Source organism: Lactiplantibacillus sp. 30.2.29, assembly GCF_018991255.1.
Taxonomy (GTDB): Bacteria; Bacillota; Bacilli; order Lactobacillales; family Lactobacillaceae; genus Lactiplantibacillus; species Lactiplantibacillus pentosus.
Window position 1 is genome coordinate 1 of sequence record NZ_JAGYGU010000021.1, and the last position, 13,890, is coordinate 13,890.

The following is a 13,890-nucleotide window of genomic DNA, read 5'->3' on the forward strand; positions in this document are numbered from 1 at the left end:
GGTGAAAAAAGAGTTGGTGGACGAGAATAACGACTTTTGAATATTAGAACGCATAATTAACCTGTCAATATGGGGTTTGAAGCAACTGGTCTGACCACAAGTAAACAAGGCCACATCCTGATATATAGGCGATAACCACCTAATCTTGGAAAATTGCCGCCTGCACGCTCCCGTTAAATCTGGACTTCTGCTGTCTAGCAAGACAAAAAATCACGCCCCAAGACGCGGTTTTTCGTCTTGGAAGCGCGATAATTTTAAATCACCAGTAATTACTTACCAGCTTTCATCTGAATTTCGGCCTCAGCGGGTTCTTGCATATCGTGTTGTTTGAGGAAGACCATGGAAGCCCACAGTAACCCTAACGACACGATCGTAATCCCTGCTAAGACAATGATTGATGACCAGAAGATACCACTGCCCCAACCACCTGTCAATGCTTGCCGGAACGCTTGAATCGAGTACGTTAATGGCAAGTACGGGTGAATAACGTTGAAGAACTTGTTGGTAATTTCCATTGGGAAGGTCCCACCAGAACCACCAAGTTGTAGCATCAAGATAACCATCGCAACAAACCGTCCTGGATTATCGAATAGCATCGATAAGAACATGACCAGGAACATTGACGCAAATGCAATCATGATTGCCGTCAAGTAGTATTCTGGCACACTGATTGGTTTCAAACCAGCGACAAGCAATACCGTCGCTTCGATGACCGCCATGGCAAGTGCCACGGGACCACCAACGGCGACTTTACTCCAGAACCATTGCGTTGGTGTACCATCATCATCCGCAATCCGCCGAATTGGATAAGCGAAGTTGAAGACGATTGCCCCAACGTAGAGCGCCAATGACAGAACGTATGGTGCTAACGCGTGACCATAATTTGGCACGTGCGTATAGTCTTTGTAAGACGTCTTGGTTGGCGCTGCCATCATTTTCGCATTCGCGTTCTTTAATGGCGTTGCGTTAACTTGATCCGCACCCTCTTGTAAGGAAGTGGCGAGCGTCTTGTTACCATCCTTGAGCTGCTTCGTCCCTGATAAGAGTTTGGCAGAGTTGTTATCAAGCTGGGTGGCACCGTCATTTAGTTGACTAACGCCACTCGTCAATTGCCCAGTGCTACCTTGCAGGGTTTGCAAGCCGCTGTTTAACTGACCGGCACCGGTATCAAGTTGTTGCACACCACTTACTAGAACGGGTACTTGACCATTTAATGTGACTAAGCCATTTGTAACTTGACTTGAACCAGCAAAGAGTTGTTGCACTGCACTCGTAAGAACTGGCACTTGGCCATTTAGCACAATCAGACCATTTGTAACTTGGTCTGAACCAGCTAAGAGTCGTTGTACGCCGTTTACTAAAACGGGTACTTGACCATTTAATGTGACTAGACCGTTTGTAACTTTATTTGAACCAGCAAAGAGTTGTTGCACTGCACTCGTAAGAACTGGCACTTGGCCATTTAGTACAATTAGACCATTTGTAACTTGATCTGAACCAATATAAAGCTTTTGCCCACCCTTGGCTAGAGCGACCAAACCAGTCGTCACCTTACCAGAACCATCTTTCAATTGTTGGACACCACTTACTAACTGAGGAACCTGACCATTCATCGTTACCAAGCCAGTCGTGATTTGGTTAGAACCGACTTGTAGTTTACCGACTGCTTCCTGGGTTGTGCCGATACCATCAGTAACTGCTTGAGAACCAGCTTTCAATTGATTGATACCAGTGATCATCGCGGGAACGTTACCGTTGACGGTCTTCAAGCCACCTGTAACGGTTTGAGAACCACTGAATAATTGTTCAACGCCTGAAACCAGTGTTGGAATTTGACCGTTTAGCGCTGAAGCACCGGTTGCCAGTTGCGTCGTTCCTTTATTCAAATCAGTTGAGCGGCCATTCAGTTGTTCTCCACCGTTACTTAATTGGCTAATTGACCCAGTAATGGTTGGAACAGTGCCATTAAGCTTGGAAAGGCCATCAGTCAGGTTGCTTGCGCCTTGGTTCAGCTTAGCAGACTGTGTGGTCAATGCACTTGTACCGGTTGACAACGATTCAATGCCGCTCACCAATCCGGGAACTTTCTCATTCAATTGTGCCAATCCACTGCTTAACCCAGCTGTACCAGTTTGCAATGTCTTCAATCCATCGGTTAGTTGTTGAGAGCCATTAGCAAACTGACTAATTCCCGAAGTCGTGGAATTAATGTCTGAGATGATGGCATTCATCCCAGCTTCGATTTTCCCATATTCAGTTACTAAGTCTGCGTTTGAATTACTGGTTGCTGAGCTATTCTCTGCAACTAATGATTCTACCTTTGATAGACTACTCTTCACGTTCTGAACTTGTTGGGCATTATCATTAGTCGTCGTGCTCTGCCCAACATCTTTTAGACTCGTTTTAATCGCAGCAACTTGGGCATCAGTCAGGTTTTGTGATGACTTGAGACCGTCGATTTTGCTGTTTATTTGTGACGTAATATCAGTTTGCGTGGCCGAATTGGAAGTGTTTAAAGCATCCACATTCGTTGATAACGACTTCAATGCAGTATTTAATGCATCACTATTACTACTGTTTTTGTTATTAGTGGCAATTTCTTTTTGACTTGCTGCCAACGCCTGCTCAAACTGTGCCATTTCAGTCTTTAAGGTTTCAATCTTCGTTTTGGTTGCGGAATCAGTGGCCGCTTCTGACAACTGATTCAACCCATCAGAAATCTTAGCACTATTTGTTTGTAGATCACTAACGCTCGAATTTACTGTCTGAGCACCGGTTGATAACGCGTTAACCGAACTGCTTAAGTCACTGGTATTTGACTTCAACTGGCTCGCACCATTATTAGCAGCTGCGACACCTTTTGTATAATCTGCAACACCACTAGCCAATGTTGTCGAACCATCTGAAAGTTGCGAAACACTATCAGTTAATTCTCCCGTTTGACTATTCATTTTCGTCAAACCAGTCGTTAACTGATAAACACCATCAGTATATGTGGCAACACCGACTTTAACCTGTTTTGAGCCGTTTGCTAAATCATCAGTTGCTTTGCTAATTGTACCCGTTTGACCGTTTAACTTTTCTAATCCAGTGGTGACCTCGCCTGAACCATCTGTCAATAATTTAACGCCATCCGCTAACGTTCCGGCATTATTGCCTAGCTTCAACAGACCTTCAGTAATCGATTGTGACCCAATCTGCAATGTTGGCAACTTTGACCCAAGTTGTTGCAAGCCATCAGAAACTTTTGTCGAACCATTAGTCAGTTGATCGACACCACTGACCATTGGGACCACTTTTCCTTGCAATACGGTCAATCCAGTTGTAATCTTTCCAGATCCATCGATCAACATGCCTGCCGAATTGGTCAGAGTAGCTAGACCGCTTGTGACTTGCCCAGAACCATCTTTCAACTGACTGACACCACTGGCCAGCTTGCCAGTTTTACCATCCAGCGTATACAGGCCATTTGTCACCTGCCCAGAACCGTCCTTCAACTGACTAACACCACTGGCCAGCTCCCCGGTCTTGCCATTCAGCGTATACAGCCCAGCAGTAACTTGTCCAGAGCCATTTGCTAACTGACTCACGCCACTAGCCAACGCCCCAGTCTTACCATTCAGCGTTCCAAGCCCATTAGTCACTTGCCCAGAACCATCTTTCAACTGACTAACGCCACTAGCTAGTGTCCCAGTCTTACTATTCAAAGTATCCAGACCGGTCTTCAACGCACTACCGCCATCTGCTAACTTTGCGATTCCAGCGGGTAGTTGTTGGACCTTCGTATTCAGCTCAGTGGTCCCGTCCTTCAACGTATGGACCCCGGTGGTATACGTCGTCAAACCGTCTTGGAGTTCAACGCCACCATCTTTGAGCTTGGTTGCACCATCAGCTGCTTTTTGATAGCCGTCGCCAGCGGTTCGAATCTTCTTAAAAATGGCTAACGCGTAAGCCTTAGTGACTTCGGCGCGAATACTCTTGTTGACACGCGAAACGCCGGTATCGGTAATAACTTTCGCAATGTAGTTGAGTGATTCGTTAGTCTCATAATGCAAGTTCATCTTTTTCGGATGCGTATCCGTCATGGTCGTTGCATTCTTTGAGAAGTCACTTGGAATCGTGACGACCGTATAATACTTCCGATTTTTGAGCCCTTGTTGTGCCTGTTTGGCTGAAACGAAGTGCCATTCCAAATCGTCGTTTTTCTTTAAATTGGTTACCATTTGCTTACCAACTGCAAATTTTTGGCCTTGATAGTTCACTGACTTATCTTGGTTAACGACTGCAACTGGTAAGTTTTGCGTATCCCCATATGGATCCCATACTGACTTCAAGAAGAAGATGCTGTATAGGAATGGGATCAAAATCATGACTGAAACTGAAATCCATAGTATTTTGCTATGACGAATTGACCGCCATTCGTCGCGTATCATTTTCACAACCTGAAACCTTCCTTCAAATAATTAATGCATATGCTGCTCGAGCGAGAATACCGTTGCAAGCGTCTCTTGAATCATCGCTTGCGTGCTGGCCGCCTGACCATCGCGATGACCGTTATTGAGCCACTGAACAATGCTCGTTATCACACCGCTGACAAGGTACGCCGTCAGATCTGGATGTTGGGAGTCGCGAATCATGGCGAACACCCGATCATCAGCCCCGGACTGAGCGACTGTGACAAAACAGTCGTTGATCACCTGCTGTGAACGCGTATTGTCGCCTTCGTTGTTCGTCACCAATAAGTGGCGGAGCACCTGCGTGTGGGTGCCGATAAACGCGGACATAATGGCGGAACCCATCGTATCTGTCCGTTCAACTGCCAGTAACTCGTCTAACGTGTGCATGACCATCTGCCGAAGTAAATCAAATTTATCGGTATAGTATCGATAAAAACTACTGCGATGTATAAATGCCTGCTTACATATTTGCTCAACCGTTATTTGTGAGATTGAACGTTGCTCCAACAATTGGTACATCGCTCGCTGTAAATCCAGCTCCGTACGAATTGAAATACCCATCACCCCGTTTTTTTAAATTCTTATATTCGAATAGAAGAATATAGTTGCCATAAAAACACCGCTGCATCCCCGTGCAACGATTGCTGGCGTTCATTCAGTTTAGTGCAAGTACGGTTTCAATTCTAGATCCGCTTTGAGCGTATGAATCAAATGCTCGACCTGCGTCAATGGCGCGTCAAACGTCACCCGATAATAATTACGAGTCCCCTGGTGTTCGACGGCGACAAAGTGTCGCTCTCTCAAAGTCTTCAGCTGATGTGACACTGCCGGCTGAGAAATGTGCATCCGCTCAGTCAGCTCACCAACAGTCATGCCCTTCGCGTGCTGTGACAGCTCAATCATAATCTGCTGACGACGTTCATCCGCTAAAACTTCAAAAATCGGAATCGTTTCCCGAAATTCTTGTAGTGCTTCTTCACTACTAACCATGCTAGTAGCCTCCTATATTCTTATATTCTAATGTTCGAATGTATCAATGATAAAACTATTTGAATCCGTTTGCAACACCTAAATTCCGTTTGTCGACAAACGCGACAAACTTAAAAATCTGTCGCAATTTGGGACAAATTAAATGAACACTCGTCTGCTGGCAAAGACGAATTCACCGTCATTTCACGAACAGTCAGTGCTGCTGCAATTTCATTTACTTTCGATTAAATTGCCACAAAAAAACGCCTGACCACGCAGTCAGACGTTTCCAAGGGTAATTAGTACTAGCAATCATAACGATTGATAGCAACGCCCGGTTGGGAGCCGGGGCCGTTGTATGGAAAATCACAGGTGTTTGGGAAGGCCCCATGATTTAAGACATCGCGTTACTTGTTAATAATGACAGATACATCAGCAAATTAACGGCGGTTAAGTAACTCGAATAACTACAGTATAACCGCTCACCCAAACTTTGCCAGTCCTAGTTTAATCAGATTGTCGCAAAACACAACACATCGTGAAAACTGTTGTATTGATGGGTTGTATTCAAAAAGCACAATGCCCGTCACACAGGGCTTGAAGTCCGTCTCCACGCCTAGTTCAGCGCCTTTTTGACGTATTTATAACCATACTTTACTAACTCACGCTCGACCTGCTTCGTCGTGGTCGTTGATTGCGAATAACGACTCGCGTTCGTGTTCTGGCTACTGTTGACCTTATCGGCGCCCGCAACTTGCATGCTGCTATCGGCCTTGCCCCGGCCGGTCGCGTAATCGAAGCTAACACCCGGTTCAACGTTCCAGATATAAACATTGAAGTTGACGCTACCGTCCGTTGAAATCGCCTGTGACCAATAACCACGTGGCATCAGTTCATTACCCCGAAAGACAGTCGTCACGCGGTAAATGACTTTCTTACCTTGTTCCAGTGCCGTCCGAACTTGATCCTCGTAAATCTGCATCGTTTTCTGATTGGAATAAGCCGTCTGGGTTGCCAGGTTCTTCGGATTATCCAGACTGCCATCCTCACCAGAACGATATTGACCGTCAGAAGTCAAATTGAAGGATAACGTGTACGCGATCAAATGGCCACGATTTTGTGGATAAACCCGCTTGCCGTTCACCGTAATTGGCTGATTATGCCATCCCGTTGGACTCCAAGTCTGAGCAGTCCGGCCTTCTGAACGACCTAAATTAGCCTTACTCAAATAAGCCGTATCCGTCGTCGTTCTATTCAAAGAATCCAAATTACCATAATCAATTTTGGACTTTTTCCACTGACTTGCCGCCAAGGTACTCTTGCCACTATTGACCTTAATGGCCGCCGCCCCGCCTGATTTATACGTCATTTTGGCGAGTTGTTGATAGGTTTGTTGCGTATTGCCGTTCCCCGTCGTCTGCGAAGAAGCTGCCGTCGATTCACTCGATGACGTCGAACTCGTACCCGTCGTTAATTGACAGCCCCCGAGTAAGAGCGTCAAACTTAAGAGACCCGCTATGCCAACGCGCCGCATTAATTTAATCATGATTTCTCTTCCACCCTATCTTTTTTAAGTACATTAATATCATACCGTACTTTCGGTAGGGGAACAAATGTTTTCTTTAATTATTTAGTCTGCCAATCCGTACGTAATATCCCGTACTTAACCGAATCATAATACTGGCCTTGCCAAAAGCGCACTTGCGGGATTCGTGCCTCTTGCTTCAACCCAATCGCCTCCGCAACGTGCATCATGCGCAGATTACCGGACCAAGTCGTTAGACCAATGTGTGGGAGCGTTGTGACCTCGTCAAACAAATGTGTCAGCCATTGCGTCAACGCAATCCGACCAATATGTTCGCCCCAATGTGCTTGGTCATAAATCGTGATGCCAACTTCCAACCACCGCTGCAGCTCACCATCCACAAAGTGCCAATTGACGCTACCCACGATTTGATTATCACGCGTAATTACCCAATTATATTGCTGAATCAGCCAGTCTCGTGGCCCAATAATCGTTTCAAAATCGTGCTGGGTCGGTAACTGGTCATGAAAATAAGGGCCATTCCATTGCGTCCAGGCCGCCTCAGAGTCGCTGAATCCGAGTTGCCATAAAGTAGTCAGTTCCGTTGGTTGTACCGGTCGAATCTTAATTGTTGCCGCCATTTGCTCACGTCCTTAAGTATTTTTATCCGTTGCACGTCAATTTTAAATCTGGTGTTTTTCTAAGAATACGCTAATTAGTATGCAACGACAATCATCACTTTCTTAATGGCGCTAGTATTGCACTGAAACTTATCCGAAACACAAAAATACAGCCACCGTTGCTTCTGTCCGAAGTCACTAGTCGCTGTATTTCAATCATGATTCAATTAGTATCGCTAGGCCATCACTTAGGCGCTGAGCCGTTGCCAGGCCTGTTTGGTCAAAACATAACGCATGACGTGAATGAGTTCACCGCGGTCACTCGTGAAAGTGTGCAATTCACCGGCATCCTGCATGCCCATCTTGGCCATCACCCGACCAGAATTAGGGTTAACACTCGCATAATGAGCCTCGATAGTCTGATAATTCAGCGTTTCAAAGCCGTATCCCATCAAGCGATTGCCGGCTTCGGCGACGTAGCCTTGACCCCACGCATCTGGTCGCAACGCATAGGTCAATTCGCCGCCAGCCTCGGCATCATGAAATTCATAAAAGCCAATCAATTGATGATCACGACGCCGCTCGATACCGAAGACTCGAGTCCTGTCCGCCAAAAAGTGCTCCGTGAATACTTGCTCGAACGCGTCCGCGCTCTGAACCCGTCGATAACGTAGATAGGCAACGACCTGTGGATCAAAAATCATGTCCGCCAACGCATCATGATCCGCAGTTGTCATTGGTCGTAATATCAACCGTTCCGTTTCAAACTGTGCCAAAATTTCATCCCCAAATTATTATTGATGGGTTAATTATAATAATTTACTTGCTAATGTAAACTAATTCGTTCCAGCCTTAGTGATTTGGTAAGGTAACCTGTGCCAGCATCTCAACTCCGACAGCTTCAAAACTGGGGTCGGCAATCTGGTTGAGGTACGTGAATATTCCAGTACTACACTGTAACAGTAACCACTGCTTCACTAATGGCGGCATTTGCAAATCTGCGCCATAACCTGCCCAAAACGCTTGGATCAGAACAGAACGTTGCTGAAGATCCTCAAAAAAGAATTTTAAACAATCTTCGAGCGCGTATCCGCGCCGAGCACGTTCAAAATCAATCAGGACTAGTTGACCGTGATGGTAGCGAAAGTTACGAGTACCCATATCCCCATGTAAGGTCACGACTGGTTGCTGTGCTAGTGCCGTTCTAAGCATCGTCTGGTGGTCAAGGAAGTACTGTAATAGAGTCACTAGTTCACTGTAATGAGGACTAGTCTCTAACCGATCGACTCGAGCCACCATCCCATCGAAATCCAGAACTGGCATCAGATTTTGGATTGTCGGAAGCTGGACTGCACGATGAAACTGAGAGACTAGCCGGCCCATTTGGTAAACGAGCGCCGGAGTCAACGTTTTCGGTACAGGCGTTAGTTGCCAATCACGTAACACCAATACCCACTCGTGACTTGCTAATTGAAAACCAGCTAAGACTCGGTTTGTGAGCTGTGCGGTCACTTGCTGCTCAGTTCTAAATTTACGTTCACGGTCTGGGACAAAAACTTTAACAAAAATCACAGTACCGTAGCGACGACTATAACCGGTATACATCTGATTGAATGAGACGTGCGCAATTGGAACCAAGTCTGCCTGTAACAGCCGTACCAGCGTTTCATGTTGTGATTCCATCTTGTCCTCCTAAATCCGTCCTCAAAATTTCGTCGTACAAAAAAAGGGCCGGTAACCAACCGTCCCTTACTATGATCGACCTGCAAACTCATGCTTGCCATTGTGTATGTGCCTCGTCATGGACCCAGCCCATCCCGAGAGGTATTAATGCTTGTCACACGTTGTGATTCAACTAACTGAGCTACTTATCATTATCAATAATTGCTTATTCATAATGTCCTGACAAAGTAAATCGATCCGGCTCCCAACCTGAACCCGCTGACAAAGCGTATGTATGTTTCCCATAACTCTGTCCTCAGTATAGCGAGCTTGCATTGCGTTTGGATAACACGAAGATTACAAAAATGTTACAACTGGTCTAAACCAGCCAAAATTAGGTCTAACAAGTCTTTCCACATTTGGTCAAGAAGTACTTGCCCCGTTTTCACGAACAAACCGCAACTGCCGAATTCCGAATGACCAGCTTAACCGGCACTCACATCAACCGTTGATTAACGCGCTCCTGCATGACCTGCCGGCGGGACCCGGTCAAGAAATAGATGGTCAGGCCAACAAAGATAATGACGGTGAACCCAATCGTCTGCCATTCAAACGCGTCCGGTTTCACCATCGTTTGGCTGCCAGAGGCCATCATACTTAGGACATCAATCGCAGCATGAATCGCCATTGGGAACAAAATGCTACCGGAATACAAATAAGCGATGGCTAAGAACCACCCCAGCGTAGCCGCAAAAATCATCTGCTCGATGGTCGCTGAAAGTGGTTGGCCGGCAAAGACATTGGTGATATGCCACAGCCCAAATAAGCCACCACTCAGCCAGACTGCCCAGTCCAGTTGATGTTTACGGTGACGGAAGGCCTGCAACAATAGGGTCAAGACGGCAAACCGATACAGCCATTCTTCCGCAATACCGGGCTCTAAACCACTCAGAAACATCTGCCAAGTTGCTGAGCGCAGCCGAAAGTCCCAATGAATGAACGTCGTTGCCCACGACCCACCAGCACTAAACGCATTCCAGAGACTAAAAGCGGCCCCGACTATCACGATCAAGCCAATCAGGCCGGCCTGAGCATACCGATTAAATCGCGCCGTTGGTCTTTTGAGGCCCCAAGCGCGCATCAACACCCAAATCGTGATGACAAATCCAAAGGCCCCTAAAATACCCGTATCACTGACCATCTCAAAGACTGCCGGTGCTTTTAGAATCGGTAACAGTAAAAACGTTGAATGTGCACTAACGACGCCGCTAAAGATTGCGGTGATCAGCACCGCAATTCGTCCAATCACGGATTCAATTGGACGTGTGACCACAAATGCGACCGGAACAAACATCACCAGCAAATAGGCCAAGCCCACGGCAATCAGGCCCTGTTCGTCTAACCAGGAGACCTGACTCAGTAGAGCCAGCAGATTTGCCAGCAACACTGGAAATAATGTAAATTGCAAAACCGTTTGGACGTAATAGTTCACGTGGCGCAATCGCCACCACTGTTCTTGGTCGTCCTCAGCCACCGGCCACCAGGCAAACAGCCCCCAGACCAGCAGGACCATCCCACCAGCGGGAAAGAAAAAGCCGTTGTTGGTGACAAATAATTGCACCAAGCCCGCCACAAACAAGATGAGCAACTGGCCGACGTACCAGCGGCGTAATAATTGTTCAATTTCTGGCGCCATTAAAAAATCCCCCAATCTGATATGCATTAATCATAACAGATTGCGGGATTGTCTCATGTCATTTTGTTTAATAAAATTGTGCGCATCGATCGATCAATTTAATGATAGACCGCTTGCCGCCGTCTTAAATTGGTGCGCGACTGTGACTCAGCTCAGCTTTCAGACTTTAATCTTTAGTCCGCGCCACATCAACGCTACCGTTTGGCCCCTAGTTTAGTACAGGTCTTGGACCCGACCCTGAGTCGTCTCATGGGCCAAGTATTCATCGTAAGTCGTGTCGCCGCGGTCAACGACACCCTTCGCGCTGACTTCAACAATGTGGTCGGCAATCGTTTGGATGAATTCGTGATCATGGGACGTGAAGATAATGGCGCCCTTAAAGTCGATCAAGCTGTCGTTCAGTGCGGTGATTGATTCCAAGTCCAAGTGGTTAGTGGGATCGTCGAGTAACAAGACGTTGGCCCGACCTAACATCATCTTAGACAACATGCCCCGAACCTTTTCACCACCGGAGAGCACGCTGACGTTGCGTTCCACATCGGTCCCTGAGAATAACATCTTCCCTAAGAAGCCGCGTAAGAACGTATTGTCACTCTCTTCTTTGGAAGCGAACTGCCGCAGCCAGTCGATAATCGGCATATCGTTACCGGCGTATTCTTCATTGATATCCTTTGGCAAGTAAGTCCGGGACGTCGTTTGGCCCCAAGTGACGGTCCCGCTATCTGGTTCCATGGCGCCCGCAATAATTTGCATCAGCGTGGTCGTCGCCAAGTCGTTGCGGCTGATTAAGGCCGTCTTTTCATTTGGTCGTAAGGTAAAACTAATATTGTCAAGAATCTTAACGCCTTCGATTGATTTTGAAACGTTCTCGACCCGGACCAAGTCATTACCAATCTCACGTTCTGGCGTGAATTTAATGAATGGGTATTTCCGTGACGATGGTTTGATATCATCCAGCGTGATCTTCTCCAACTGCTTCTTACGGGAAGTTGCTTGTTTGGATTTTGAGGCATTCGCACTAAACCGCGCCACGAATTCTTGCAACTCCTTGATCTGGTCAGCCTTCTTCGCGTTGGCGTTCGCCTGCAGCTTAGCGGCCAACTGACTGGATTCCATCCAAAAATCATAGTTCCCGACAAACAACGTGATTTTACCAAAATCAACGTCACACATGTGGGTACAAACTTGGTTCAAGAAGTGACGGTCATGGGAAACCACGATAACGGTGTTCTGATAGCCGGCTAAGAAGTCTTCCAGCCAACTGATCGACTGCACGTCTAACCCATTGGTCGGTTCGTCTAATAGGAGCACATCCGGGTTGCCGAACAAGGCTTGTCCCAACAACACCTTCACTTTTTGAGGTTCCGTTAACTCGCTCATCTTCAAATGTTGCATCGATTCATCGATACCGAGGTTCTGCAAGAGTTGGTCGGCTTCAGATTCCGCGTTCCAACCGTCCATTTCGGCAAATTCGCCTTCTAATTCAGCCGCCCGAATCCCATCTTCATCGCTAAAATCCGGCTTGGCATATAGGGCATCCTTTTCAGTCATGATCTCATACAACTTTTCATGACCACGGATCACCGTTGATAAGACTTCTTCATCTTCAAAGGCAAAGTGGTTTTGGTTCAAGCTAGACATCCGTTCGTTGGGGCCCATTGAGACAGTCCCGGTCGTCGGCTGAAGTTTACCTTCCAAAATTTTCAAAAATGTGGACTTACCCGCGCCATTTGCGCCAATAACGCCGTAGCAGTTTCCCGGCGTGAATTTTAAATTGACAGCTTCATAAAGCTTACGTGTTGAAAACTGCATACTAACATTACTTACGGTGAGCATTGCATTACCTCTTCTTTTTATGATTGAAATTGTCCGATAGAAAAGAGGTCGGAATTAAGTGAACCTTCCAGACCTCTGCGTCGTTAATTATATGAATACAATTCTAGCATGCTTACAACTGCTTTGGCAATTAAAACCACGGCTAGTTTTCTGAAAATCAGCATGAATTTACATCGTTGACCTTACTAAGTCCGACATTGCACGAAAACCCAGTGGTCCTCGTCGACGCGACTGGCGCGCCCACTCAGCCACCAACAAGCGGCCCCGTTTACAGCTTCCGAATACCACTTCGATGAGCACGCCAACCGTTTTAAATAAGGGTGCCATCATCAGGATAACAAATGTTTCTCAATGTAATCCAGCACCCCATTATCAATGTTGGTGCCAGTGACCGCTGTCGCATTAGCACGCACGTTGGCTGGCGCGTTGTGCATCGCCACCGCGTGCCCCGCGTAATGGAACATCTCTAAGTCATTCGTCCCATCACCGAAGACCAACATTTCATCCGCCGTGATCCCCAGTTGGGCACCCAATTGTTTGAGCGCTCGGCCTTTATGCATACCAGGTTGAATCAAGTCTAAGCTCCCCTGGCCGCCCGATGCTGGCACCGCAATTCCGGCCAGTTTGGGCGTCAACTCATAGACGAGCTGATCCGTCAGCGCCGGTGGACAGATAATATCGAACTTCACCACGGGATCCGTCACTGCCATCAGGTCATCGCAAGTCGCGACCCGATAGTAGTATTGCTGCATATTGGCAACGAACTGGGGGTCCGCATACTTGAGCACGTGGACCGTCTCAGTGCCACAGAGCGCGATCTGTAAGTCGTCATACGCCGATAGCGCCGTCAAAATTTGCTGCGTCGCGGTTGGACTAAACGTCGTCGCTGTTAGCCCAGCTGCCCGTTGCCATAATTCTGCACCGTTACCACCAATCATCCACATATCCGGATAGTCGCTAAAAGTCGTCGCGAGTTCAGCCGCCTGATGTCCGCTGGCAATCACAAACTGGATCCCACGTTGCCGTAAAGCCGCGTAATCCTTTGCAAACCGCTTCTGGTCATACTCCCCGCGGTCGTTCAAAAATGTCCCATCCATATCCGTTGCTACCAATTTTATCGTCATC

10 protein-coding genes are annotated in these 13,890 nt (G+C 47.0%); all 10 read right to left on the bottom strand.

Annotated features, from left to right (window positions below):
• Positions 1-269: 269 nt before the first annotated feature.
• Positions 270-4,439, bottom strand: a complete 4,170-nt coding sequence (locus KGF65_RS11695; protein WP_216748539.1) for a YhgE/Pip family protein — start codon at positions 4,437-4,439, stop codon at positions 270-272.
• Between the two features lie 24 nt (positions 4,440-4,463).
• Positions 4,464-5,018, bottom strand: coding sequence for a TetR/AcrR family transcriptional regulator (locus tag KGF65_RS11700; protein WP_101872956.1), 555 nt, complete (start codon positions 5,016-5,018; stop codon positions 4,464-4,466).
• A 99-nt stretch (positions 5,019-5,117) separates the two neighbouring features.
• Entirely contained in the window at positions 5,118-5,447 is a 330-nt protein-coding gene (locus tag KGF65_RS11705) for a helix-turn-helix transcriptional regulator (RefSeq protein ID WP_003639594.1), read from the bottom strand.
• Between the two features lie 595 nt (positions 5,448-6,042).
• Positions 6,043-6,972 carry a DNA/RNA non-specific endonuclease gene (locus KGF65_RS11710; protein WP_101872955.1) on the bottom strand — a complete coding sequence of 310 codons (930 nt, stop codon included), beginning with the start codon at positions 6,970-6,972 and terminating at the stop codon, positions 6,043-6,045.
• 80 nt (positions 6,973-7,052) lie between these two features.
• Complete coding sequence (locus KGF65_RS11715; protein ID WP_101872954.1) at positions 7,053-7,592, bottom strand: GNAT family N-acetyltransferase; 540 nt, start codon at positions 7,590-7,592, stop codon at positions 7,053-7,055.
• A 227-nt stretch (positions 7,593-7,819) separates the two neighbouring features.
• Entirely contained in the window at positions 7,820-8,347 is a 528-nt protein-coding gene (locus KGF65_RS11720) for a GNAT family N-acetyltransferase (RefSeq protein ID WP_050340273.1), read from the bottom strand.
• Positions 8,348-8,423: 76 nt separating this feature from the next.
• Complete coding sequence (locus tag KGF65_RS11725) at positions 8,424-9,254, bottom strand: phosphotransferase (RefSeq protein ID WP_105924151.1); 831 nt, start codon at positions 9,252-9,254, stop codon at positions 8,424-8,426.
• Positions 9,255-9,729: 475 nt separating this feature from the next.
• Positions 9,730-10,929, bottom strand: coding sequence for a CPBP family intramembrane glutamic endopeptidase (locus KGF65_RS11730; protein WP_216748540.1), 1,200 nt, complete (start codon positions 10,927-10,929; stop codon positions 9,730-9,732).
• 213 nt (positions 10,930-11,142) lie between these two features.
• Positions 11,143-12,765: an ABC-F family ATP-binding cassette domain-containing protein gene (locus tag KGF65_RS11735; protein WP_216748541.1), complete on the bottom strand. Its 1,623-nt coding sequence runs from the start codon at positions 12,763-12,765 to the stop codon at positions 11,143-11,145.
• 329 nt (positions 12,766-13,094) lie between these two features.
• Positions 13,095-13,889 (bottom strand): Cof-type HAD-IIB family hydrolase, encoded by a 795-nt coding sequence (locus KGF65_RS11740; protein ID WP_050340415.1) that lies wholly within the window; start codon positions 13,887-13,889, stop codon positions 13,095-13,097.
• Position 13,890 lies beyond the last annotated feature (1 nt).

What these genes read in the sequence shown, in the direction of transcription:
- KGF65_RS11705 (WP_003639594.1), bottom strand. Translation starts at nt 5,447, where the DNA reads ATGGTTAGTAGTGAAGAAGCACTACAAGAATTTCGGGAAACGATTCCG.
- KGF65_RS11740 (WP_050340415.1), bottom strand. Translation starts at nt 13,889, where the DNA reads ATGACGATAAAATTGGTAGCAACGGATATGGATGGGACATTTTTGAAC.
- KGF65_RS11710 (WP_101872955.1), bottom strand. Translation starts at nt 6,972, where the DNA reads ATGATTAAATTAATGCGGCGCGTTGGCATAGCGGGTCTCTTAAGTTTG.
- KGF65_RS11735 (WP_216748541.1), bottom strand. Translation starts at nt 12,765, where the DNA reads ATGCTCACCGTAAGTAATGTTAGTATGCAGTTTTCAACACGTAAGCTT.
- KGF65_RS11715 (WP_101872954.1), bottom strand. Translation starts at nt 7,592, where the DNA reads ATGGCGGCAACAATTAAGATTCGACCGGTACAACCAACGGAACTGACT.
- KGF65_RS11730 (WP_216748540.1), bottom strand. Translation starts at nt 10,929, where the DNA reads ATGGCGCCAGAAATTGAACAATTATTACGCCGCTGGTACGTCGGCCAG.
- KGF65_RS11725 (WP_105924151.1), bottom strand. Translation starts at nt 9,254, where the DNA reads ATGGAATCACAACATGAAACGCTGGTACGGCTGTTACAGGCAGACTTG.
- KGF65_RS11700 (WP_101872956.1), bottom strand. Translation starts at nt 5,018, where the DNA reads ATGGGTATTTCAATTCGTACGGAGCTGGATTTACAGCGAGCGATGTAC.